This window comes from [Actinomadura] parvosata subsp. kistnae, from assembly GCF_900323885.1.
In the GTDB taxonomy this organism is placed as follows: Bacteria; Actinomycetota; Actinomycetes; order Streptosporangiales; family Streptosporangiaceae; genus Nonomuraea; species Nonomuraea composti.
In genome coordinates this window covers 159,430-183,198 of sequence record NZ_OOHJ01000023.1, presented here as the reverse complement: position 1 = coordinate 183,198, position 23,769 = coordinate 159,430, and the positions used below count along the sequence as shown (strand labels likewise).

The window sequence follows — 23,769 nt, the reverse complement described above, 5'->3', positions numbered from 1 at the left end:
GGTGCGTCCGTCGTACGGATCTAGCGGTCCGTCAGATGGACCATGAAGGTTTGGTGCCCGTGGAACGACGAAACTTCCTCCTCGGCGCGGCGGCCACCCTCACCGCCTCCGCGGCCGTCACGGAGCCCGCCCAAGCAGAACCGGCCCGCGCAGAGCCCTTGGAACGGCAGCCGGCCGCACTCGGCGTGACCGGCAAGGACTTCCCCAAGGTCTGCGGCAACCTGGGCAACCACAACTACTCCCCGCTGAGGCAGATCACGCCGCGCACGGTGCGGCGCCTCGGCGGCGCCTGGCACGTCAACCTGGAGGGCGGCAGCACGTCGGCCGCCCAGCAGAGCACCTGCGTCGTGCAGAACGGCGTCCTGTACGTCCAGACGACCCAGCAGAACGTCTTCGCCGTGGACGGCAGGACCGGCGCCGTCAAGTGGAAGACGAACCTGGGCACCAAGCAGACGAACATGCGCGGCGTCGCGCTCGGCGAGGGCCTGGTCTTCTCCACCTCCGGCGCCAACATCGTCTACGCGCTGAAGCAGGACACCGGCGAGATCGCCTGGCAGCGGCAGCTCATCACCGACGGCGAGGGCGGCGGCGACACGGGCGGCTGCGACCCGCAGAACGGCCAGTGCGGCGGGCTGACCGGGACGCTGGCCGGCGCGGTCGTCTACTGGGACGGGCTCATCTACGTCGGCATGCAGGGCAGCACCGGCGGCGCGCGCGGCCGGGCGTACGCGCTGAAGGCCGCCACCGGCGAGGTCGCCTGGACGTTCTGGTCGTGCCCCGGCGAGGGCCAGTTCGGCAACGACACCTGGGAGGGCGAGTCGTGGAAGACCGGCGGCGCCGTCCCGTGGATCCACCCCGCCGTGGACCCCGACCTCGGGCTCGTCTACTGGACGTTCGGCGGCTCCTACCCGCGCCTGGACGGCTCCAGCCGGGGCGGCGACAACCTGTTCGCCAACTCGATCGTGGCCATCGACGCCAAGACCGGCAGGCGCAGGTGGCACTTCCAGTCGGTGCACCACGACATCTGGGACCTCGACAACGTCATGGCGCCCGTGCTGATCGACATCAAGGTCAAGGGCCGCCTGCGCAAGGCCGTCGTGTACGGCAGCAAGGTCGGCATGTTCTACATCCTCGACCGGGAGAGCGGCGAGCCGCTGCACGGCATGGAGGAGCGGCCCGTCCCGCAGCACCCGAAGCAGAAGACGGCGGCCACGCAGCCGTTCCCCGGCGGGAAGCCGTTCATCACGCAGGCGCCCGAGTTCGGCAAGGCGACGCGGCCGGTGCCGTTCTACGCCTGGGGCGGCCTCTTCACGCCGCACTGGGACCGGGCCACGATCATCTTCCCCGGCGCGGGCGGCGGCGCCGACTGGGCGCACCTGTCGTACAACCCGCACACCGGCTGGATCTACGTCGGCTACGGGCTGATCAACTCCGGCTTCTCCAACAGCCGCGACGGGCGCGTCAACACCTCCCGCCCGCTCGGCGAGTACTTCGCCGGCGGCATCGCGGCCGTCGACCCGCGCACCAACACCCCCGTCTGGACGCTGGACCGGGAGTGGTCGCTGGCCCACGGCAACGGCATCCTGACGACGGCGGGCCGGGTGATGTTCCAGGGCGGCCCGGACGGGGTGCTGCACGCGATGGACGACACCGACGGCAGCGTCCTGTGGAGCTTCCAGTGCGGCGCCGGGGTGCACACCAGCCCGATCAGCTACGAGATCGACGGCGAGCAGTACGTCGCGGTGCTGGCGGGCGGCAACGGCCTGCCGTACCCGGACATCCCCAGGGGCGACCACCTGTGGGCGTTCAAGCTGGGCGGCAAGGTGCCGCCGGCCCCCGCGCCGACGCCGCCGAAGCGGCGCAACGACATCAGGGCGGCGGCCGTCACCGGCACCACGGTCACGCTCGGCCGGGTCTGGGACGCGGCGAACCAGCGGCCGGGCGCGACCGAGAACACCGTCGCCCAGAACGCCATGGCGCCGCAGCACCTGCGGGTGCCCAAGGGCACCACGGTCACGTTCGTCAACCCGGCCGACAACGCCTTCGCGCACGCCGCCGTCTCGTTCTTCGAGTACGAGTTCGACACCGGCGTCCTCATGCCCGGCCAGTCGTTCACCCACACCTTCGACACGCCGGGCGAGTTCTTCTACAACGACGCGATCTTCCCGCAGAACACCGGCAAGATCGTCGTCTACTGAGCTCAGCGGGCGGCGAAACCGCCGCCCCCGGACGCGCTCTCCCGCCGGCGGCTGGCCCCGCCCTGTCCTGAGTGCCGCTCACAGCCAGGTCGGCAGGATGGACGGCGGGATCGGCCCCTTGTTGCGCCGCCCCTGCCCGCTCTCCTCCCACGCGTGGGCCAGGATCCCGACGGAGCGGCTGAGCACGAACAGGCCGCGCGCCAGGGGCGCGGGGAAGCCCAGCTCGGCGTAGACGACGGCGGTCGCGCCGTCGATGTTCATGGGCACGGGCGCGATCAGCCGTTCGACGTCGAGCGCGGCCCGCAGGTGCGCGCCCGCCACCACCCCGTCGGCAACGGCCCGCTCCACGAGGCCGAGCAGCGGGTCGCGGCGCGGGTCGCGGGTGTGGAAGCGGTGCCCGAAGCCGGGCAGGTACTTGTCGCGGGCCCGCCACCGCGCGACCACGGCGGCGGCGTCGCCGTCCGTGACGATCTCCTCCAGCAGCCCGACGCACTGCTCGCCGGCCCCGCCGTGCACGTCGCCGAGCAGGTTGACCCCGGTGGCGACGGCGTTGTTGAGGCCGACCCCGCAGGTGACGGCCATCCGGGCGACGGCGATGGACGGCGCGTGCGGCCCGTGGTCGACCGACGAGACCAGCGCCGCCTCCAGCAGGGCCGCCTGCCGGGGCTCGGGGCGCTCGCCGCGCAGCATGAGCCAGACCAGCTCGGCGAACCCGATCCGCCCGATGAGGTCCTGCACGGGCTGCCCGCGCAGCTCGATGACGTCGGGCTCGATCCGCGAGACCGCGGTGCCCCACCAGTCGGCGGCGGCGTCGTGCGTGCTCATGAGGCCGCCTCGACCTCGGCGTTGTGCTCGCCGAGCAGCGGGGCGGGCCCGCGCGGGCGCAGCGGGACGCCGTCCACGACGACGCCGTTGCCGGTGACGGTGACCTGCCGCTCCCCCGCCCCGGGGAAGGGCACCTCGGTCAGGAAGCCGCGGTGGCGTACCTGGTCGAGGGCGAGCGCCTGCGGGACGGTGAGGATGCGGGCGGCGGGCACGCCTTCCGCGGCGAGCAGTTCCTCCCACTCCAGCGCGGTCTTGGCCCGCAGCGCCTGGTTGAGCTCCTGGTTGAGCTCCGGCCGGTGCGTCTTGCGGGCCTCGCGGCCGGCGAAACGCGGGTCGGCGGGCAGGTCGGGCCGCCCGACGAGCCGGCACAGCGTCTCGAACTGGGCCTGCTGGTTGGCGGCGATGTTGAGCGGCCCGTCGGCGGTCTCGAACGTGCCGGACGGGGCGGCGGTGGCGTTCTGGTCGCCCATCGGCTCCGGCTCGACGCCGCTGACGAGGTAGTTGGAGACGGTCCAGCCCATCGCGGAGATGGACGCCTCCAGCATGGACAGGTCGAGGAAGCAGCCGCGCCCGGTGCGGTGCCGCCCGGCCAGCGCGGCGGAGACGGCCAGGGCGGCCATGAGCCCGCCGACGGTGTCGCAGATGGGGAAGCCGACGCGCAGCGGGGCGGTGCCGGGGGTGCCGGTGACGCTCATCATGCCGGACAGCCCCTGGATGATCTGGTCGTAGGCGGGCGCGCCGCTCATCGGGCCGCTCTGCCCGAAGCCGGAGATGGCGCAGTAGACGAGGCGGGGGTTCAGCTCGCGCAGGCGCTCCCAGCCGTAGCCGAGCCTGGCGAGCACCCCGGCCCTGAAGTTCTCCAGCAGCACGTCGGCGCCGGCGAGCATCGACTCGAACGCGGCCCGCCCGGCGGGGCTCTTCAGGTCGAGCTCGACGGACTTCTTGCCGGCGTTCTGGGCCAGGAAGGACGCGCCGGTGCCGGCCTGGTTGAGCTCGGGGTCGGGGCCGAGGCGCCGGGCGAGGTCCCCGGTGCCGGGCAGCTCCACCTTGAACACCTCCGCGCCGAACAACATCAGCTGGTAACTGCAGTACGGCCCGGCCAGCACGTTGGTCAGGTCCACGACCTTGACGCCGTCCAGTGGCAACTGCTGCATGCACGCTCCATGTGAGTCAAGTCAGAGGATGGTCGAACCCGCGCCGCGACATCCGCTCGGCCGCCTCGCGCAGATCCGCGGCGAACTCCCGCACCCGGTCCGCGCCGAAGCGGACGGTGGGGCCGCTCAGCCTCAGGGCCGCGGCGCACGTCGCGCGGCACGTAGAGGTCGACGCTCTCCCGGTGCCGCGCTCCCAGCTCGTGGGCGCACCTGGCCCGCACGGGCGTGCTGTGCGCACACCCCCGTTGTTCGAAGGCATGGCCGTACGCTAACACCGAGTCCGCACAGCGGTCCATATGCTCCATCAAGCGGATCGCCCGACGCTCTTGCCATAACGTTCGCCCGGCTCATACCGTGAGGCAATCCACACTGCGGATTATCAGAACCGCTGAGCGGATTCAGTGGGAGTCATCATGAACACCATCCACGAAGCCGGATCCTTGGTGGCCGGGCAGTGGCTCACCGACGGCCCGCAGGCCGAACGCGTCGGCCCGTACGTACGCGAGCCCGTCAGCCGGGCCCGCACCGCGCGGCCCGAGGACGTCACCGCCGCCCTGGCCTACGCCCGGCGCTCCGCCCGGCGGATCGCGCGGCTGGCGCCCGCCACCCGCGCCGGAATCCTGGAGCGGGCCGCCGCCCTGGTCACCGAGCGGGGCGAGCGCCTGGCCCGGCTGCTGGCGCTGGAGCTGGGCAAGCCGCTCAAGGACGGGCGCGGCGAGGTGCTGCGCGTCGCCGACACCCTGGCCGTCGCCGCCGCCGAGGCCCGGGCGATCGGCGGCGAGGTGCTGCCCGTGGCGGGCTGGGGCCGGGGGGTCGGCAACACGGCGCTCACGCAGCGCGCCCCGGCCGGACCGGTGCTGGCGATCACGCCGTTCAACGCCCCGGCGAACCTGCTCGCCCACAAGCTCGCCGCCTCCTTCGCGGCCGGGAACACCACGATCGTCAAGCCGCCGCCGCAGGCGCCCGCGGTCTCCACGGCGCTGGTGGAGCTGCTGCTGGAGGCCGGGATGCCGGTCGAGGCGGTGCAGGTGCTGCACGGCGGCGCCGACGTGGGCGCGCGGCTGTGCGCGGCGCCGGAGATCGCCGTGGTGAGCTTCACCGGCGGGGTGACGGCCGGGCACGCCGTCGCGCACGCGGCCGGGCCGAAGCGGGTCATGCTGGAGCTCGGCGGGAACGCCGCGACCATCGTGTGCGAGGACGCCGACGTCGCCGAGGCGGCGCTGGCGTGCGCCCGCACCGGCTACAGCAACTCCGGCCAGAGCTGCATCTCCGTGCAGCGCGTCTACGTGCAGCGGGCCCGGTTCGAGGAGTTCGCCGACGCGCTGACCACGCAGGTGAAGGCGCTGGCCGTGGGCGACCCCCTGGACCCTGGCACGGACGTCGGCTCCATGGTGGACGACGACGCGGCCGAGCGGGTGGTGCGCTGGACGGCCGAGGCCGCCGGGCAGGGCGCCCGCGTGACCGCCGGCGGCACCCGCGACGGCGCCGTGATGGCGCCGACCGTGGTGGTCGCCCCGCCCGCCGAGGCGAGGGTGGTGCGCGAGGAGGTGTTCGGCGCGCTGGTGGCCGTGCTGCCCTACGACGGGTTCGACGAGGTGCTGGAGGAGTGCAACCGCAGCTCGTACGGGCTGCAGGCCGGGCTGTTCACCCACGACGTGCGCCGCGTCGTCACCGCGTGGCGGGAGCTGGAGGTCGGCGGCCTGGTCGTGAACGGCTCGTCGAACTTCCGCCTCGACCACGTGCCGTTCGGCGGCGTGAAGGACTCGGGCATCGGCCGCGAGTCGCCGCGCTGGATGATCGAGGACTTCACCGTGACCAAGACCCTGATGCTCAAGGGCCTGTCCATCTGGGGGGACGAGTGACCGACACGGCAGCCCACGCGCTGGTCCGGCAGCTGGAGGCGCTCGGCGTCGAGTACGTCTTCGGCACCTGCGGCCACACCAACATCGCGGTCCTGGACGCGCTGGCCGACAGCCCGATCCGGTTCGTCATCGCCCGCCACGAGCAGGCCGCCGCGCACGCCGCCGACGGCTACGCCCGCGCCTCGGGCAAGCCGGGCGTGCTGCTCGTGCACGTGGGGCCCGGCCTGACGAACGCCGCGACGGGCGTGATGACGGCGGCGCTGGACTCGGTGCCGCTGGTGGTGATCTCCGGCGACATCCCGTCGTACTATCACGGCCGGCATCCGCACCAGGAGATCAACCTGCACGCCGACGCGGACCAGGCGAGCGTGTTCCGGCCGTTCGTCAAGCGGGCCTGGAACGTGCACCGGGCGCAGGACCTGGGCCGGTTCGTCGAGCGGGCGTTCTGGACGGCCACGTCGGGGCGGCCGGGCGCGGTGCTGGTCAACGTGCCGATGGACGTCTTCTCGCGGCCCGCCGCGCCGTTCCCGCCGGTCAGCCACGCGGCCCCGCCGGCGTTGCCGCAGGGGACGGCCGAGCTGATCGCCGCGCGCCTGGCCGGCGCCGAGCGCCCGCTGATCTACGTGGGCGGCGGCCTGCGCGAGGACGCCGGGCCGCTGCTGCGGCTGGCCGAGCACCTCGACATCCCCATCGCGCACTCGCTCATGGCCAAGGGCACGGTGCCGGACGCGCATCCGCTGGTCATCGGCATGCCGGGCTTCTGGGGGCTGGAGCTGACCAACACCTACGCACGTGAGGCGGACGTGGTGCTGGCGCTGGCCACCCGGTTCGCCGAGACCGACGCCAGCTCCTGGGATCCCCGCTTCACCTGGGACTTCTCCGGCAGCACGCTGATCCAGATCGACATCGACCCGGCCGAGATCGGCCGCAACTACCCGGCGGAGCTCGGCGCCGTGGCCGACGTGCGGCTCGCGGCGGAGGCGATCGCGGAAGCCGCGCTGGCGCATCCGGCGCGCGAGCGGGCGGAGCTGCGCGAGCAGATCATGCGGGCGCGCACGGAGCTGTTCGCGGCCAGCAGGGAGCGGGGCGCGAGCGCGGACTTCCCGCTGCGTCCCGAGCGCATCCTGCGCGACCTGCGGGACGCGCTGCCGCCGGACACGATCCTGGTGACGGACGTGGGCTGGAACAAGAACGGCGTCGCCCAGTGCTACGAGCTGCCCGCGGAAGGCCGTTTCATCACGCCGGGCGGGGCCTCCACCATGGGGTTCGGGCCGGCCGCCGCCGTCGGCGTGCAGCTCGCGCGGCCGGGCAGGACGGTGGTGGCGTTGATCGGCGACGGCGGCATGAGCGCGCAGCTGCCGGCCGTGCCGCTGGCGGTCGAGCAGGGCGCGCCGGTGATCTTCGTGGTGATGAACAACCGCGCGCACGGCACGATCTCGGACCTGCAGTCGGCGCACTTCGGCCGCAGCCACGGCTGCGACTTCACCGATCCGTCGGGGCGGCCGTACAGCCCGGACTTCGCCGCGCTGGCCAGGGCGTGCGGCGCCGACGGCCACACCGTCGCCGCGCCCGGCGATCTCGGGGCGGCGCTGCGCGCGGCGGCGGCGAGCCGGCGCCCGGCCGTGATCGACGTGCCGATGGTCAACGAGCCGGTGCCGACGCCGGGTCACTGGAACATCAAGGACATCTACCAGGGGCTGTTCACCGACTGATCGGGCCCGCAAACCGTTGCACGTTCGAGATTCCCTCCGCTTGCCCCGTCGCTTATAACGAACGTACTAGTCCGTGAATTAACTCTCACCCACCCCCCTAGAGGTGAACCGTGCGTTTCACGAGATCCACCATCGCGGCCGCCGCCCTGCTGGCGCTCGCCGCCTGCGCCCCGCCCGGCCAGCAGGCCGGGTCCGGCGCCACCGCCACCGGCCCCATCAAGATCGCGAACGTCAACGCGCAGAGCGGCCAGCTCAGCTCGCTCGGCCAGTGGGAGCACAAGGGCGTCAAGCTCGCCATCGACGAGGCCAACAAGGCCGGCGGCGTGCACGGCCGGCAGATCCAGCTCGACCTCTTCGACAGCCAGGGCGACCCCACGGTGGGCACCAACGTGGCCAGGAAGATCGCCGCCGAGGGGTACGTCGCGATGCTTGGCACCGCCGAGAGCGCGGTCACCCTCGCCATGGCCCCCATACTCAAGGACGCCAAGATCCCGAACATCACCTCCGGCCAGTCGCCCAAGCTGGCCGAGCTGAAGAGCCCGTTCCTCTTCCTCAACGCGCCGACCAGCGTCACCTTCGACGAGACGCTCGCCAAGTACCTCGTCGACGACAAGGGCATGAAGAAGATCGCGCTGATCAGCAACAACGGCGCCTACGGGGCCGGCGAGCACGACGCGTTCCTCAACTCCCTCAAGACCAGGAACGTCACCCCCGCCGCCGACGAGGTCGTCACCCCCGACCAGAAGGACTTCAACGCCAACCTCGCGAAGATCCGCGAGCAGGACCCCGAGGTCTTGTTCATCGGCGCCGAGGAGGTCCAGTCGGGGCTGATCGCCAAGCAGGCCCGCGAGCTGGGCATCAAGGCCGTCTTCGCGGGCGGCGCGCCCGTCGGCACCGACGTGTACGCCACCACCGCCGGCGTGAAGAACGCCGAAGGCACGATCGTCAGCTCCCCCTACCTGAGCAACGAGGCCACCCCGGAGATCAAGGAGTTCGCCGCCAAGTACAAGGCCGCCTACAACGAGGAGGCCCGCATGCACGTCGCCAAGGCCTACGACGGGGCCTCGATCCTCGTCGAGGCGCTCAAGCAGACCAGGGGCGAGGGCGGCCAGAAGCTGGCCGACGCCATCCGCGGCGTCAAGCGCGCCGGGCTGCTCGGCACCTACACCTACGACGCCAACGGCGTCGGCATCCACGAGACCAAGATCGGCCTGGTCAAGGACGGCAAGGTCGTGCCCGAGGCCGCGAGCTGACGTGCAGGTCCTCCTCCAGACCCTGATCGGCGGGGTCACGTTCGGGGCGGTGTACGCGCTGGTGGCGATGGGCTTCTCGATCGTCTACCGCACCATGGGCCTGGTCAACTTCGCCCACGGCAGCGTCGTCATGATCGGCGCGTACGCCGCCTCCACCTTCTACCTGGCCACGCGGTTGCCGTTCGCGGTCGCGATCGTGGTCGCCATCGCGGTGACGGCCCTGATCGGCCTGGTCATCGAGCGCTTCCTGCGCCCGCTGGAGAACAAGGACTTCACGCTCATGCTGATCGGCACCATCGGCTTCGGCGCGGTGCTGGAGGCGGGCGCGGTCCTCGTCTGGGGCGCGACCGGGCACGCCGTGCCGTCGCCGGTCGCGACGGGGCCGATCGACGTGGCCGGGATCCGCATCCCCACCTACAGCCTGCTGGTGATCGCCGTGGCGGCCGCCGCGACCGGGCTGCTGGCGCTGTTCCTGCAGCGCACGAAGCGGGGCGCGGCCATGCAGGCGGTCGCCATGGACCACCAGGCGGCCACCGCGTGCGGCATCCACGTCGGCCGCAGCAACGCCATGGCCTTCGCCATCGGGGCCGGCCTGGCCGCGCTGGCGGGCAGCCTCATCGGCCCCATGCTGTACGTGAACCCGACCATGGGCGGCACCCTGGGCATCAAGGGCTTCGCCGCGGCCATGCTCGGCGGCTTCGGCAGCATGCCCGGCGCGATCGTCGGCGGCCTGGCCTTCGGCCTGCTCGACGCGTTCGCCGCGGGCAACTTCCAGGAGTACTCCGAGCTGGTCACGTTCCTGGTGTTCGCCGTCATCGTCATGATCCGCCCCACCGGGATCTTCGGAGAGGCCACGGTGAATCGCGCGTGAGACGCATCCTGTTCATCATCCTCGCGGCGGTGGCCGCCTGGCTGCTGCCGTACGGCCTGGGCGGGTACGCCATCCACGTCGCCGACGTCGCGATCATCTTCGCGATCCTGGCCGTCGGGCTCGGCCTGACCATGGGGGTGGCCGGGCAGATCAACCTCGCTCAGGTCGCCTTCTTCGGCGTCGGCGCGTACACCGTCGCCATCCTGACCACGCGGGCGGGCCTCGGCTTCTGGACGGCGGCGCTGCTCGCCCTGGTCACGGCCGTCGTGGCCGGCCTGCTGGCCGGCATCCCCGCGCTGCGCATGCAGTCGCACTACCTGGGCATCGTCACGCTCGGCCTGGCGCTGGCGTTCACCAACTGGGTCACCAACGCGCACGTCGCCGGGCGCGCCGAGGGCATCAGCGACCTGCCGGTGCCGCCCATGTTCGGCGTCGACCTGTCCAGCGGCTACCTGTTCTACTACGTCGAGCTGGTCGTCTTCGCGGTCGCGCTGGCGTTCGCGCTGCTCGTCGTCCGCTCGCCGCTGGGCCGCCGCCTGCGCGCGATGCGGGACGACGACCTGGCCGCCGGGGCGCTGGGCGCGGAGATCCCGCTGCTGCGGATGACCGCGTTCGTGCTGTCCGGCCTGTACGGCGGCCTGGCCGGCATCCTGTACGCCGGGCTGATCCGCTTCGTCGCCCCCGAGTCGTTCAACATCGCGAACATGTTCCTGCTGCTCGCCATGGTGATCATCGGCGGGCGGAGCAGCATCCTCGGCTGCGTCGTCGGCGCGGTCGCGCTGTCGTTGGTCAGGGAGGCGCTGCTGGACGCCTCCGGCTACGCCCAGCTCGGCTACGGCCTCGTGGTGGTGCTGGTGGTGGTGTTCGCGCCCAAGGGCCTGGCGGGCCTGCCGGGCCAGCTCCGGTCGCTGCTGCGCCGGCGCGGCGGCGGCTCGCGGGCTCAGCTCGGGCCGTTCCAGCCATACGAGGCGGCGGCCCGCGCCGGCGGGGCGGACGTGCTGGAGATCCGCGGCGTCACCATGCGCTTCAAGGGCCTGGTCGCGCTCGACGAGGTGTCGCTGACCGTGCCCGAAGGGCAGATCCGCGGCATCGTCGGGCCGAACGGGTCGGGCAAGACGACGCTGTTCAACGTGATCAGCGGCTTCTACACGCCCGGCCAGGGGGCGGTGCTGCTGCGCGGGCGCGAGGTGACCGGGATGGCGCCGTACCGGCTCGCGCAGCGCCGGGTCGCGCGCACGTTCCAGAACCTGCGCCTGTTCGAGGACCTCAGCGTGCGCGAGAACCTGCTGCTCGGCCTGGACCGCACCCGCACCTGGTGGATCTGGCGCTACCCGAGCGTGCCGTGGAAGGTGCTGGGCTACGAGCGGGCGCTGCGCCGGCGGGCCGGCGCGCTGATCGAGCGGTTCGGGCTGGCGGAGGTGGCCGACGCCGAGCCGCGCTCGCTGCCGTACGGCATCCAGCGCCGCATCGAGCTGGCCCGCGCCATGGCCATGGCACCCGACCTGCTGCTGCTGGACGAGCCCGCCGCCGGGCTGAACGGCGAGGAGGTGCGCCAGCTCGCCGAGATCGTCCGCTCCATCAGGGACGCGGGCGTCACCGTGATCATCATCGAGCACAACATGGGGCTGGTCATGTCGCTGTGCGACCAGGTCACCGTCCTGTCCAGCGGCAAGGTGATCGCCGACGGCCCGCCCGCGGAGGTCGCCGTGCACCCGGACGTCGTCGCCGCCTACCTCGGCGACTCGATGGCCGCGCCGACCGAGGAGAGCGCGGAAGCCGCCGTCGAGGAGGCCACCAGATGAGCACACTCACCGTCGAAGGGCTGTCGGTGCACTACGGCGGCGTCCGCGCCGCCCACGACGTGTCGTTCACCGTCGAGCCGGGCCAGTCGCTCGGCATCATCGGCGCGAACGGCGCCGGCAAGTCCTCCACCCTCAAGGCCATCATGGGCCTCGCGCCCCGCCAGGCCAGGGCCATCCGGTTCGGCGCGCACGACCTGCTGCGCGCGCCCGCCCACACGCTGGTGCGGCACGGCATCGGCTACGTCCCCGAGGGCCGGCACGTCTTCCCCGGGCTCACGGTCGAGAAGAACCTGCTGCTCGGCGCGTACACCAGCAGCTGGAAGCGCACCCCGATCGACGAGGTGTACGAGCTGTTCCCGGTGCTGGGCGAGATGCGCGGCCGGCTGGCCGGCGCGCTGTCGGGCGGGCAGCAGCAGATGCTGGCCGTCGGCCGGGCCATGATGTGCCGGCCGAAGGTGATGCTGCTCGACGAGCCGTCGATGGGGCTGTCGCCGAAGCTCGTCGGCGACATCGCCGGCGTGCTGAAGCAGCTCAACGCCGGTGGCCTGGCGATCCTGCTCGTCGAGCAGAACGCCAAGCTCACCTTCGACGTCACCACCACCTGCCTCGTCATGGAGAACGGCGAGATCGCCGCGAGCGGCACCTCGGCCGAGCTGAGCGACGACCCGCAGGTCCGGCGCATCTACCTCGGCCTCTGACCCTGTTACGGGCTGATCACCGCGACGTCGGGGGTGCGCAGCGGGAAACGTTCGAGCACGAGGGGGTCATGGCCGGCGACCACGAGCCCGGGGCCGCCGGCCAGCTCCTTGATGCGGTCGAAGGCGCCGTACATGCCGGGCATGCTGTGCAGGATCGGGAACGGGCGGTCGGTCTCGATGTTCTCGTAGAAGTGGCTGGCGTCGGAGGCCAGCACCACGGGGCCGCGGGCGGTCGCGACCCGCACCACCTGCATGCCCGCCGTGTGCCCGCCGACCAGGTGCACGCTCAGGCCGGGCGCCACGACGGCGTCGCCGTCCACCACGTCCACCCGGCCGTCCTTCCCGGCGGAGGTCAGGTGGGCGAGGTCGGCGTCGTCGAGCAGCCAGCGCTCGCGGGTGATCCGCTCGGCCCACGGGCCGCTCCAGTAGTCCAGCTCGGCCCGCTGCACCACGTAGCGGGCCCGGGGGAAGTCGCGGGCGGTGCCGGTGTGGTCGTAGTGCAGGTGGGTCAGCACGACGTGGTCGACCGAGTCGGCGTCGATGCCGAGCTCGGCCAGGGCCTCGACGGGTGAGCAGCGGTAGTCGAGGCCCTGGACGCGAGCCGCCCGCTCCGGCGCGATGCCGGTGTCGACGACGACCGTGTGCTCGGCGGAGACGGCCGCCCAGACGTAGTAGGAGGTCGGGTGAGGGCTGTCGCCGCCGGGCTCGTGGCCGTGGAAGTGCTCGCCGCGCCGTGCGTCCCGCTGGGCGTAACGCACGGCGTGGACGGTGTACCGCGCGCTCACACTTTCACCCGTCCGGCCGGAAGCTTGAGCCCGAGCTGCCCGGTCGGCACCTTGTACGTCTCCCGCGCGGTCGCAACGGCGGCCACGTTGACCAGGCACACCACGGCGGTGAGGACCGAGACGCCGAGCCAGCTGCCCGGCCCGGTGCCGGCCACGGCCGTGGCCACCGTGGGCGCGAAGCCGGCGATGGCGAAGCCGATCTGGGTGCCGATCGCCATGCCCGACAGGCGGACCCGGGTGGTGAACATCTCGCCGTAGAAGGAGGGCCACACGGCGCTGGTGGCGCTGTGCACGACGCCGAACATCAGGATGCCGGCCAGGAAGATCAGCAGGTAGTCGCCGGCGGAGATCGACCACAGGTAGGCGAACATCAGCACCGCGCAGCCGAGCGAGCCGCCGACGAAGACCGGCTTGCGGCCGACCCGGTCCGACAGCCTGCCCCACAGCGGGATCGTGATCACGGCGGCGACGTTGGCCAGCACGCCGACCCAGAGCATCGGGCCGCGCTCCAGGCCCATCGTGTTGACCGCGTACGACAGGGCGTGCACGGTGAAGATCGTGCTGACCGAGGCGATGACCGCGGCGACGACGACGCGCAGCACGTCCCGCCACTGCTCGCGGAAGAGCACGGCCAGCGGCATCCTCGCCACCGTGTTGGTGGCGACCTCCTGCTCGAAGGCGGGCGTCTCCTCCAGCGTGCGGCGGATGACGACGCCGACCACGGCCACGATCACGCTCAGCCAGAACGGCACCCGCCAGCCCCAGCTCAGCAGCTGCTCCTCGGGGAGGGCGGCGATGGGCAGGAAGATCGCGGTGGCGATGATCTGGCCGGCCTGGGTGCCGTTGAGGGTGAAGCTGGTGTAGTACGCGCGGCGGTGCTCGGGGGCGTGCTCCAGCGTCATGGAGTTGGCGCCCGCCTGCTCGCCGGAGACGGAGAAGCCCTGCAGCAGGCGGAGCAGCACGAGCATGATCGGCGCGGCCAGCCCGACCTGGTCGTAGGTGGGCAGGCAGCCGACCAGGAACGTGGAGCCGCCCATCATGAGCAGCGTAGTGACCAGCACCCGCTTGCGCCCGAACTTGTCACCGATGTGCCCGAGGACGAACGCGCCCACCGGCCTGGCCAGGTAGCCGACGCCGAAGGTGGCCAGGGCGAGCAGCGTCCCGGTGGCGGGCGAGGAGGACGGGAAGAAGATCTTGTTGAAGACCAGCGCGGCGGCCGTGCCGTAGATGAAGAAGTCGTAGTACTCCAAGGCACTGCCGATCCAGGCTGCAATGGCCGCTTTGCGGGGTTTGCCCTGCACCGTCACAATATGCTCCTCAGGGTGACGTCGGGGGGTAGTGCGGTTACAGGAAACTAACTCACTGGTTCGTACATTACAAGGGTGTTGCCGCGGGATTACCCGCTCGCGTGCTGCACGGCCAGCCGGATCGGCGCGTTGCCGGCGCCGTACCCCTGGTAGCCGCCGACCCGCTGGACGAGCTCGAAGAACACCCGGCCCACGGTCACCGTGTACAGGTGCAGGAACTCGCCGCCGTCCGCGTCGCGGTCGTAGAGCACCCCGAGCCGGCGCAGCTCCGGATCGACCTCGTAACGGGCCTCCAGGTCGTCGTAGTAGTTGCCGGGGATGGGCAGCAGCAGGCCCGGCCGCTCCGCCCGCAGCCTGCGCGCCACCGCCACGACGTCGTCGCAGGCCAGCGCGATGTGCTGCCACGGCAGGTGGCCGGCGCCGACCTGGGCGATGTTCACCACCATGCGGACCGCGCCGTCCGGGGCCGACATGGCCTTGCTGCGCAGCAGGCCGTACGGGTCCGGCAGCTCCAGGCTCTCCTGCGGGCGCAGGCCGAGCACGCTGCGGTAGAACAGCGCGGCCTCGTCGAAGTAGTGCAGCGGCTGGGTGAGCGCCACATGATCGATGCCCGTGATGGGGCCGGCGACGAGTGTGCCCGGGGTGAAGTCGGCGAGCCAGGCGGTGTCACAGAAGAAGATCTCGGTGCCGTCCGGGGCGGCGACCGCGTCCAGCGGGACGTCCTCGGGGGCGCGCTCGCGGGGCAGCACGGGCGACAACAACGATCCGGCGTGCTTGACCGCGCCACCCGGGTCCGGGCTGTCCAGGCCGATCGCCACCAGGGCCGGCTCGCCCGCCTCCGCGCCGGCGTTCAGCAGAATCCTGGCCTCGCCCTGCGACCACAGCTCGACCGGCTTGCTCGCGTGCACCCCCGTCCGGGCGAAGCCGAGCGCGCTCAGCAGGCCGCCCAGCGTGCCGCTGCCGGGATCCGGGTCGGCCAGCTCCGCGAAGGCGAACCCGGCGGGCACGGCCGGATGCGTCACCCCGTCCAGGCTCTGCTCCAGCGCGATGAGCGAGCGCATGCCGTCCAGCGCGGTCCGCTCGGCGGACGCCTGCCGGAACACGTCGTTGAACACCTCCAGCGACAGCGGCCCCGCATACCCGGCGCGCAGCACGCTGGCGGTCAGCCCCGCCAGGTCGAAGTTGCCCTGCCCAGGGAAGCAGCGGTAGTGGCGGCTCCACTGCAGCACGTCCATGGCCAGCAGCGGCGCGTCGGCGAGCTGCAGGAAGAAGATCTTCTCGCCCGGGATGGCCTCGATGCCGATCGGGTCGGAGCCGCGCGACAGGATGTGGAAGCTGTCCAGGCACGTGCCCAGGCTCGGGTGGTCGGCCATGCGGACGATCCGCCAGGCGTGCAGGTACTCGTTGACGTGCCGTCCCCAGGCCAGCGCCTCGTAGGCGATGCGCACGCCGTGCTCGGCGGCCCGCTCGGCCAGCAGCCGCAGCTGCTCGGCGGCCAGCTCGTCGTCGCCGATCGCGGCGGGCGAGACGTTCGAGCAGACCAGCAGCAGGTCCGCCCCCAGCCGCTCCATCACCTGGAACTTGCGCTCGGCCCGGCGCAGGTTCCCCGCCAGCACCTCCGGCGGCACCGACTCGAAGTCGCGGAAGGGCTGGTAGAGGTCGATGCCGAGCCCCAGGTCGGCGGCCCTCGCCCGGACCTCCTCGGGGGAGAGGGGGCAGGCCAGCAGGTCGTTCTCGAAGATCTCCACCCCGTCGAAACCGGCGGCGGCGATCGCCTCCAGCTTCTCCATGAGAGTGCCGCTCACCGACACGGTGGCGATGGACTTACGCACACTTCCTCCTTTGGCGGGGCCGTCAGACGGCTTCGGTCGGGCCGTCGCACGGCTTCGTCGGGTCGGTCAGACGGCGATGAGATCGGTCAGGTGGGCGAACATCCGCTCGGCGTCCGGCTCCCGGCCGGTGAACAGCCGGAACGCGTGCACGGCCTGGAAGACGACCATGCCGCCGCCGTCGAGCGTCCGGCAGCCGGCCGCGCGGGCGTGCTTGAGCAGCTCGGTCTCCAGCGGCCGGTAGACGATGTCGGCCACCCACAGGCCCGGATGCAGCAGCTCGGCGGGCAGCGGCAGCCCCGGATGGTGGGCCATGCCGGTGGGCGTGGCGTGCACCAGCCCGTCGGCGCGCGCCAGCAGCTCCGGCAGCTCGGCCGCGCCCGCCGGGCGGGCCCGCCCCGCGCCGAAGCGGCCGGCCAGCTCGCCCGCGAGCGCGTCGGCGCGCGCCGGGTCCGCGTCGACCAGGGTGATCCGGTCGGCGCCCATGGTCAGCAACGCGTGCGCGACCGCCGCTCCCGCGCCACCGGCCCCGAGCTGCACGATCCTGCGGGTAGGCGCGTCAGGCAGACCCCGCGCGAACGACTCCGCGAACCCCGTCCAGTCCGTGTTGTGGCCGATCGCGCGGTCACCGTCGAACACGACGGTGTTGACGGCGCCGAGCATGCGGGCGTCCGGTGACAGCTCGTCCAGGTGCGGGATGACGGCCTGCTTGCAGGGGTGGGTGATGTTGAGCCCGTCGTAGCCGAACCGCCGCGCCGTGCGGACCAGCTCGCCCACGTCGCCGCCCACCCGGTCGGTGTCCAGGAGCCGGTAGACGTAGTGCAGCCCGTGGTGCACGGCCTCCTGCTCGTGCAGCGGCGGGCTCCAGGAGGGGCCGATGCCCGCGCCGATCAACCCGACCAGGAATGAGTCCATTCACGTGTTCCTTTCCAGCAGGTGCTGCGGTTTCCCTAATGTACGTACTAGTGAGTTAGCTGGCTAGACACGGCCCTTGACTTCACGGACTATCTAGTACGTACCCTCCGAACGGAGCACCGTTGGCCCTGGAGAACGCGCCCGAAGCGTCAGCGCCCGTATCGAGCGCGCCCGAGCCACAAGTCCCCGAGGCGAACCCACTCCTTGCGAGCCTGCGCCCTCACCAGCACTGGTGATTTCCCCGATGCCGGCGCGGGGACCGGCGGCGGACACTGTCGTGGTCCCGCCGTCCGCGGCGCGTGGACCTCCGAGGAGGAACGTCACCATGTCCCACCCCTTACGTCCCCGGTTCGGTGCCGTGTGGAGGATGCTGGCGCTGGCCGTACTCACACCGGCCGCACTCTCACTGCCCGCCGCCCCCGCGCAAGCCGGCACCGCACACACCACCACCGCGCAGGTCGTGGCGGCGCCCGTCGTTTCCGAGATCCCGCCCGGCGCGGGCCATGGCCGGCCCGTCGGGGCGACGGTGGTGGACCTGGGCGCGCGTGGCTACCAGGAGCGGGAGTTCCTGATGAGCGGGCGCGCCGACACGTTCCAGAAGGTCGGCGTCTGGACCAGCGGCGGCCAGTGGGGCGCCCGCGCCACCGGCACCGTCCAGGACTACACGACCCGGCTGCTGGTCGAGCGGCCCGCCGACCCGGCGAGGTTCAACGGCACGGTCGTCGTGGAGTGGCTGAACGTCAGCTTCGGCGTGGACATCGGCGTCGAATGGTCGCAGTCGTACGAGCACTTCACCCGCGCCGGGTACGCCTACGTCGGCGTCACCGCCCAGAAGGTCGGCGCCGACAAGCTCAGGAGCCTCGATCCGGCCCGCTACGGCCAGGTGTCGCTGGCGTCGGACGCGCTGTCGTACTCGATCTTCGCGCAGGCGGCGGAGGCGGTGCGGGCGGACGCGGCGGCGCTGCTCGGGACGGACGGCCCCGTGAAGGTGCTGGCCGCGGGGCACTCCCAGTCGGCGGGGCGGCTGGCCACGTTCACGAACGCGATCCAGCCGATCGTGCCCGCCTATGACGGCATCCTGATCCACGGGCGGGGCGCCGGGGCCGCGCCCATCGGTGAGGGGGTGATCGCGCTGCCGCTCACGGCGCGGATCCGTACCGACAGCGCCGTGCCGGTCTTCCAGATCGAGTCCGAGACGGACGTCAGGACGTTCGCGGACGCCCGCCAGGCCGACAGTGCCCGCGTCCGCACGTGGGAGGTGGCCGGGACGTCGCACGCGGACGCGTACGGACTGGCGCAGTACAACGCCCAGAACGCCCGCGACCGCGCCATCAACGACGGCCGGCCGATCTCCTGCGACCGGCCCGTCAACGCCATGACCTGGCGGTACGCGTCCAACGCCGCCTACCACCACCTCGACCGCTGGGTCCGCGGCCTCGGCGCGCCTCCCTCGGGGCCGCCGATCAGCCTGCTGCTCGGCAGCATCCGCCGTGACGTGGACGGGAACGCGCTGGGCGGGGTCCGGCTGCCGGACCTGGACGCGCCACTGGCCGCCTACGCCCCGACCAACTCCGGCGGCGAGGTCACGGGGGCGTGCCTGCTGCTGGGCGCGACCACCCCGTTGAGCAGCGCCCGGATCCGGCAGCTCTATCCCACCCAGCAGGATTACGTCACCACGTTCACCCGGGCGGCCGATCGGGCTCTGGCGGCGGGCCATCTCCTGCCCGCCGACCACGCGGAGGCCGTCGCCCGCGCCCGCACCACCCCGCTCCCCTGACCCGCACCCCGGGCCCGATTCCCGGCCAGCTCGCAAGGCCCGCTCGCCAAGGCCCGCTCGCCTCGCGCCCGCTCGCCCGGGGCCCGCACCACGCCATCCCTCGCCGCCCCTCTCCGTGTTCCGGGAGGGGCGGCATTCCGGCGGGGTGGAAGGACTGCGGCATTCCAGAAAAAGCCGCGTTCCAAGGAGGAGCCGCGTTCCGAGGAGGAGCGGGAGCGGCGGCCCCGGCCGGGGTCGCAGGAGAGGCGGCGAACCCGAGCCGGACCCGCAGCGCAGGAAAGCCGCGGCCCCGGGCCCGGACCCGCAGGAGGGTTCAGGCCGGCCGGACCGCTCCTCCTGCCCGCCGCCCCACCTTCGCGAGCCCGTCCAGGAACCCGGCGCGCGTGCTCTCGGCGAACCCGATGAAGAGCCGGTTCGCCAGCGGCACCCCCCACCGCAGCCGCTGCGCCACGTTGAACACGCGGTGCACAACCAGCGCCCCCTGGGGGTGCGGCTCGACGCTCCACTCGCCCCGGTACCACCAGCCGCCCTGGAAGGCGATGGTGTGCCCGGTCACTTCGACGGTGGAGGTGTGCCCCGGGACGTCCTCGACGGTGAAGCGGCCGGAGCGGCGGCCGTCGGGCAGGAGTTCGGCGGCCAGGGCGTCCCAGACGCGGGCGGCGGGCGCCTCGACGATCCCGGCCGCCTGCGCGAGCAGCTTCTTCCTCGTGGTCATGACGCCACCCGCGTGTTCTGGAAGGAGGCGAAGCGCCAGCCTCCGGGCGTGCGGACGGCGGTGAAGGAGACGGTGGAGGGCCGATGCAGGCCGTCCACGGCGGTGCCACCGGAGGCGATCACGAGGACGGCGCCGTCGGTCAGGGGTTTGACGGTGACGTTGCCGACGCCGGCCATGGTGGAGCCCTTGAGCGGGCCGTCGAAGAGCCGGCGGTGGGTGGATTCGATGGCGGCGCGGCCCCGGGTGTGGGTGCCGTCGAAGGTGATGTAGTCAGCGTCCTCGGTGAAGAGGGCGGCGTAGGCGGTGGCGTCGCCGGCGTTCCAGGCGTCGGCGAGGCCGGACAGCAACGCGGCGATCTCGGGGTGGGGGATCTCGGACATGACGCAACTCCTCGTGGTCGCGGCGCCTATCCTGAGGGTGCGACTCCAGGCAGGGCAGGCGCCTTGTTCTCGGATGTCCGGCCGCCGGGGTGTTGGCGCACCCCGGCGGCCGCCTTACGGCCCCGGCTCGCCCGGCTCGCCGGGTTTCTCCGGGGAGCCGAGCACGTCCTCCAGGAACTCCCGTTTGAGGGTGCTCGGCCAGTCGAGCTCGCCCGACTCCAGCCGGGCGATGAGCTTGCGCAGCCAGGCCAGCTCGGTCTCGCTGAGCGCCCGCTCGTAGTCGATCTCGATCGTCAGCACGTCGGGCAGGCCACTGTCCTTGAGCGCCTTGAGGTGGGCGTTCATGGAGGCCAGCGACCCTTCGATGGACGCCGCCCGCGTCCGCAGCGCCCGCAGCGCCTCGGGCACGGGCAGGACGCCCATCAGGGAGACGGCGGCGGTGAACGTGCGGCGCTCGGCCCCCGGGTTCTCCAGCAGCGCGCGGAGCCGGGTGGCGAGCTCGCGGCGGCCTTCGTCGGTGATCTCGTAGACCGTGCGCTCGGGGCGGCGGCCTTCCCTGCTGGTCTCGACGGGCACGATCAGCTCGTCGCCGGCCAGCCGCTCGACCGCGTGGTAGAGGCTTCTGGGCAGCCCGGTCACGTAGTCCTTGTGGGTGTCGACGATGAAGCGGTGCAGCTCGTACGGGTGGCCGGCGCGTACCGACAGCATGGCCAGCACGGTCAGGCCGACCAGATCAGGACGCCGCGCCATTGGTTCTCCCTTCTATATTGCAATTCGCACTATAGCGTAGAGCGGCCCCGCGCACGCGGCCGTACCCATGACGATCGTCACGGGTGGAGTCACGACGGCGGGCACTTATCCCCGAGCCGCCACGAACCTAGCGTTTCACCTATGAAGAACACCGTGAGCTTCACCGCCGTCAGCAAGAGCTACGGCCGGGTGCGCGCCCTCGACGACGTCACCTTCCACGTGGCGCCCGGCGAGACCGTGGCGCTGCTCGGGCCCAACGGAGCCGGCAAGTCCACCGCCGTGGACCTGATGCTCGGCCTGGCCAGGCCCGACGCGGGCGAGATCACCGTACTCGGGACCGCGCCGCACCGCGCGGTGGCGCAGGGCCGGGTGGGGGCGATGCTGCAGTCGGGCGGGCTGCCCGCCGACAGCACGGTGGCCGAGGTGGTCCGGCTGGCGGTCCGCCTGTACGGCGGGCGGCGCTCCCTGGCCGACGTGCTGGAGCTGGCCGATCTCACCGGCCTGGCCGGGCGGCGCTGCGACGCGCTGTCGGGCGGGCAGGCGCAGCGGGTGCGGTTCGCGGTGGCCATGGCGGGGCGGCCCGAGCTGCTCTTCCTCGACGAGCCGACGGTGGCGATGGACGTCGAGTCGCGGCGCGCCTTCTGGGCGGCCGTACGAGCGGGCGGCACGGCCACCGTGTTCGCCACCCACTACCTGGACGAGGCCGACGCCTACGCCGACCGCGTCATCGTCCTCGGCGGCGGCGCCGTCGTGGCGACCGGCAGCCCCTCCACGATCAAGGCGATGGCCGGCGGCAGGACGGTGCGGTTCGTGCTCGACTCGCCCGACACCGCGCGGCTGCTGGCCCTGCCCGGCGTCACGATGGTGTCGGTGCACGGCGGCACCGTGACGCTCATGACCGACGACGCCGACCGCGCGGTGGCCGCGCTGTACTCCTCGATCGGCGGGGTCCGGGACCTGGAGGTCTCGGGCGCGGGCCTGGAAGAGGCCCTGCTCCAGCTCACCTCGGCCCAGCGCTGACCCTTCGTCACCGTCCACCCTTACGTTCGCCTGAAGGAGTGCGTAATGTTCAGCTTCGTGCGGTTTGAGATCTTCCGGTCCCTCCGGAACGTCCGATACCTGCTCCTGCTCGTGATCATGCCCGTCGGGCTCTACCTCATCTACGGCAGGACCTCGAACTCCGTGCCCGCCATGGTCGCCATGGCCGTCTACGCGGCGGCCGGCGGCGGGCTCATCGGCTCCGGCGGCGGCGTCGCGGAAGACCGGCTGCGCGGCTGGCTGCGGCAGCTCAGGGTCACGCCGCTGGCCGACGCGCACTGGCTCACCGGGAAGATCGTCCAGGGGATGCTCATGATCCTTCCGGGCGTGGCGGGCGTCTGCCTCGCCGCCGTCACCACCGGCGGCGTCCGCCTCGGCGCCGGGCAGTGGGCGGGGCTGGCCGCGCTGCTCCTGCTCGGCTCGCTGCCCTTCGCGCTCCTCGGGCTCAGCCTCGCCCTCACGCTCAAGGGCAAGACGGCCCAGATCGGCCTGGTGGTGATCTTCTTCGCGCTGGCGGCGCTGGGTGGGATCATCGGGTCCGGCGCCCTGCCCGGCGTGCTCGCCACGATCCAGCCGTACCTGCCCACCTACAGCCTGGCGCAGGCCGGCTACGCGATCGCCGGCGGGCACGGGCCGCAGGCGAGCGGCCTGGCGGTGCTGGCCGGATGGGCGCTCGCCGCCGCCGCGTCCGCGCTGGTCCTGTGGCGGCGCGAGGCCGGTGCCCGATGAGCGTGCCCCCATGCCGTCGCTGAAGTGGCGGAGCCCCCGGCGAGCCCCACTCGCCGGGGGCTCCGGCGTGCGCTCACGGCCGGCCCGCCGCCTGCGGATGCTCGGTGCGGCGTTCGACGTGCGGTCGCTGCTCATGCTCGCCGCCATCGCCTGGGCGCTGATCTACCACCTCACCTCCCAGGCCGCGCTCTGGAGCCGCGTGCTCGCCGTCCCCTGGGCGCTCGCCGTCGTCGCCCTGGCCGGGCTCGTCAAGGTACGGCCCGGCCGGGCCCGCTACCTCTGGCTCGTCGCCGCCTGCCTTGGGCTGGAGGCGTGGGCGGGCTGGCACTGGATCGTCGTGTCCACCTGGGCCACCCGGCAGGCGGGCTGGGAGCTGCGCACCAGGGACATGGGCGCGATCAGCGGCGCGGCCGTCGCCCTGGCGCTCCTGCACGGCGCCGACCCGGGCGCGGCCGTCGTGCTCGGCGGGTTCGTGCTGCTGCCCGGCGTCTTCGCCCGCCAGAGCAGGCGCACCGCCGACCTCATCGACGAGCTCCAGGAGACCCGGCGCGAGCTGGCCAGGCTGGCCGTCGTCGAGGAACGCAACCGCATCGCCCGAGACCTGCACGACCTGGTCGGCCACAGCCTGTCGGTGGTGGCCGTGAAGACCGAGCTGGCCAGGAGGCTCGTCCCGCGCGATCCGGAACGCGCCGGCGCCGAGCTGGCCGACATCGACACGGTCGTCCGCCGCGCCCTGGCCGAGGTGCGCCAGGCCGTCACGAACTACCGCCAGCCCGCCCTGGCCGCCGAAGTGGCGGGCGCCGTCTCGGCGGCGCGGTCGGCGGGGATCGCGTGCACGGTGTCCCTGCCCGACGACTGGCACCTGCCCGTGCCCGTCGAGGGGCTGCTCGCCTGGACCGTACGGGAAGGCGTCACCAACGTGCTGCGGCACAGCCGGGCGCGGTCCTGCTCGATCACGGTGGAGCTGGCGCCGCGCCGGGCCGCCGTCGAGATCTGCGACGACGGCGTGGGGACGGGTGATGACGAAAGGCCCGAGGCGGCCGTCTCGGGCAACGGGCTCACCGGCCTGTCGGAGCGCGCGTCCGCCCTCCGGGGCGAGATCAGCGTCGGCCGGCGGCCGGAAGGCGGCTTCCGGCTCAGCGTCGCCGTCCCTCTCGACCCGAGCTGAC

Annotated in this window: 20 protein-coding genes; 11 read left to right on the top strand and 9 right to left on the bottom strand. The window is 72.6% G+C overall.

The window, feature by feature from the left end; all coding sequences use genetic code 11:
* Nucleotides 1–59 precede the first annotated feature (59 nt).
* Nucleotides 60–2,198, top strand: a complete 2,139-nt coding sequence (locus KIS93_RS52310; RefSeq protein ID WP_186404951.1) for an outer membrane protein assembly factor BamB family protein — start codon at nt 60–62, stop codon at nt 2,196–2,198.
* Nucleotides 2,199–2,276: 78 nt separating this feature from the next.
* Here KIS93_RS52310 and KIS93_RS52305 read toward each other — a convergent pair whose 3' ends face one another.
* Entirely contained in the window at nt 2,277–3,023 is a 747-nt protein-coding gene (locus KIS93_RS52305; protein WP_080037418.1) for a citryl-CoA lyase, read from the bottom strand.
* Nucleotides 3,020–4,177 carry a CaiB/BaiF CoA transferase family protein gene (locus tag KIS93_RS52300; protein WP_080037417.1) on the bottom strand — a complete coding sequence of 386 codons (1,158 nt, stop codon included), beginning with the start codon at nt 4,175–4,177 and terminating at the stop codon, nt 3,020–3,022. Before KIS93_RS52300 ends, KIS93_RS52305 begins: the two co-directional genes overlap by 4 nt.
* 413 nt (nt 4,178–4,590) lie before the next feature.
* Between KIS93_RS52300 and KIS93_RS52295 the strand changes: the two genes are divergently transcribed.
* The 6 genes from KIS93_RS52295 to KIS93_RS52270 all read left to right on the top strand — a co-directional run bounded on the left by KIS93_RS52295 (nt 4,591) and on the right by KIS93_RS52270 (nt 12,375).
* Nucleotides 4,591–6,039 (top strand): aldehyde dehydrogenase family protein, encoded by a 1,449-nt coding sequence (locus tag KIS93_RS52295; protein ID WP_155126672.1) that lies wholly within the window; start codon nt 4,591–4,593, stop codon nt 6,037–6,039.
* A complete protein-coding gene (locus tag KIS93_RS52290; protein ID WP_080037416.1) occupies nt 6,036–7,751 on the top strand; it encodes a thiamine pyrophosphate-binding protein in 1,716 nt (571 codons plus the stop codon). Before KIS93_RS52295 ends, KIS93_RS52290 begins: the two co-directional genes overlap by 4 nt.
* Nucleotides 7,752–7,861: 110 nt before the next feature.
* Entirely contained in the window at nt 7,862–9,004 is a 1,143-nt protein-coding gene (locus tag KIS93_RS52285) for an ABC transporter substrate-binding protein (RefSeq protein ID WP_080037415.1), read from the top strand.
* A gap of 1 nt (nt 9,005) precedes the next feature.
* Nucleotides 9,006–9,875 carry a branched-chain amino acid ABC transporter permease gene (locus tag KIS93_RS52280; protein ID WP_080037414.1) on the top strand — a complete coding sequence of 290 codons (870 nt, stop codon included), beginning with the start codon at nt 9,006–9,008 and terminating at the stop codon, nt 9,873–9,875.
* The gene (locus KIS93_RS52275) at nt 9,872–11,677 is read left to right on the top strand and encodes a branched-chain amino acid ABC transporter ATP-binding protein/permease (protein WP_080037413.1); all 1,806 of its coding nucleotides are present in this window, start codon (nt 9,872–9,874) and stop codon (nt 11,675–11,677) included. The genes KIS93_RS52280 and KIS93_RS52275 overlap by 4 nt, the downstream gene beginning before the upstream one ends.
* Nucleotides 11,674–12,375, top strand: a complete 702-nt coding sequence (locus tag KIS93_RS52270; RefSeq protein ID WP_080037412.1) for an ABC transporter ATP-binding protein — start codon at nt 11,674–11,676, stop codon at nt 12,373–12,375. Before KIS93_RS52275 ends, KIS93_RS52270 begins: the two co-directional genes overlap by 4 nt.
* 5 nt (nt 12,376–12,380) lie before the next feature.
* Here KIS93_RS52270 and KIS93_RS52265 read toward each other — a convergent pair whose 3' ends face one another.
* The 4 genes from KIS93_RS52265 to KIS93_RS52250 all read right to left on the bottom strand — a co-directional run bounded on the left by KIS93_RS52265 (nt 12,381) and on the right by KIS93_RS52250 (nt 17,211).
* Nucleotides 12,381–13,160 carry an N-acyl homoserine lactonase family protein gene (locus KIS93_RS52265; RefSeq protein WP_080037411.1) on the bottom strand — a complete coding sequence of 260 codons (780 nt, stop codon included), beginning with the start codon at nt 13,158–13,160 and terminating at the stop codon, nt 12,381–12,383.
* A complete protein-coding gene (locus KIS93_RS52260; protein WP_080037410.1) occupies nt 13,157–14,467 on the bottom strand; it encodes an MFS transporter in 1,311 nt (436 codons plus the stop codon). The genes KIS93_RS52265 and KIS93_RS52260 overlap by 4 nt, the downstream gene beginning before the upstream one ends.
* Before the next feature lie 89 nt (nt 14,468–14,556).
* Nucleotides 14,557–16,299, bottom strand: coding sequence for a bifunctional sugar phosphate isomerase/epimerase/4-hydroxyphenylpyruvate dioxygenase family protein (locus KIS93_RS52255; protein ID WP_155126669.1), 1,743 nt, complete (start codon nt 16,297–16,299; stop codon nt 14,557–14,559).
* Nucleotides 16,300–16,365: 66 nt separating this feature from the next.
* Entirely contained in the window at nt 16,366–17,211 is an 846-nt protein-coding gene (locus tag KIS93_RS52250; RefSeq protein WP_080037409.1) for a shikimate dehydrogenase, read from the bottom strand.
* A 325-nt stretch (nt 17,212–17,536) separates the two neighbouring features.
* On the opposite strand from KIS93_RS52250, the gene KIS93_RS52245 reads away from it, so the two are divergent.
* Complete coding sequence (locus KIS93_RS52245; RefSeq protein WP_230466040.1) at nt 17,537–18,988, top strand: alpha/beta hydrolase domain-containing protein; 1,452 nt, start codon at nt 17,537–17,539, stop codon at nt 18,986–18,988.
* Nucleotides 18,989–19,301: 313 nt separating this feature from the next.
* Here the strand turns inward: KIS93_RS52245 and KIS93_RS52240 are convergent, their stop codons facing one another.
* From KIS93_RS52240 to KIS93_RS52230, 3 genes are all read right to left on the bottom strand, one after another.
* A complete protein-coding gene (locus tag KIS93_RS52240; RefSeq protein WP_080037408.1) occupies nt 19,302–19,703 on the bottom strand; it encodes a hypothetical protein in 402 nt (133 codons plus the stop codon).
* A complete protein-coding gene (locus KIS93_RS52235; protein ID WP_080037407.1) occupies nt 19,700–20,083 on the bottom strand; it encodes an SgcJ/EcaC family oxidoreductase in 384 nt (127 codons plus the stop codon). Before KIS93_RS52235 ends, KIS93_RS52240 begins: the two co-directional genes overlap by 4 nt.
* Before the next feature lie 114 nt (nt 20,084–20,197).
* The gene (locus KIS93_RS52230) at nt 20,198–20,833 is read right to left on the bottom strand and encodes a PadR family transcriptional regulator (protein WP_080037406.1); all 636 of its coding nucleotides are present in this window, start codon (nt 20,831–20,833) and stop codon (nt 20,198–20,200) included.
* A gap of 141 nt (nt 20,834–20,974) precedes the next feature.
* On the opposite strand from KIS93_RS52230, the gene KIS93_RS52225 reads away from it, so the two are divergent.
* The 3 genes from KIS93_RS52225 to KIS93_RS52215 all read left to right on the top strand — a co-directional run bounded on the left by KIS93_RS52225 (nt 20,975) and on the right by KIS93_RS52215 (nt 23,768).
* Nucleotides 20,975–21,853: an ABC transporter ATP-binding protein gene (locus tag KIS93_RS52225; protein ID WP_080037405.1), complete on the top strand. Its 879-nt coding sequence runs from the start codon at nt 20,975–20,977 to the stop codon at nt 21,851–21,853.
* A gap of 45 nt (nt 21,854–21,898) precedes the next feature.
* Complete coding sequence (locus tag KIS93_RS52220; protein WP_080037404.1) at nt 21,899–22,600, top strand: ABC transporter permease; 702 nt, start codon at nt 21,899–21,901, stop codon at nt 22,598–22,600.
* Nucleotides 22,601–22,667: 67 nt separating this feature from the next.
* Complete coding sequence (locus KIS93_RS52215; protein WP_186404950.1) at nt 22,668–23,768, top strand: sensor histidine kinase; 1,101 nt, start codon at nt 22,668–22,670, stop codon at nt 23,766–23,768.
* Nucleotide 23,769 lies beyond the last annotated feature (1 nt).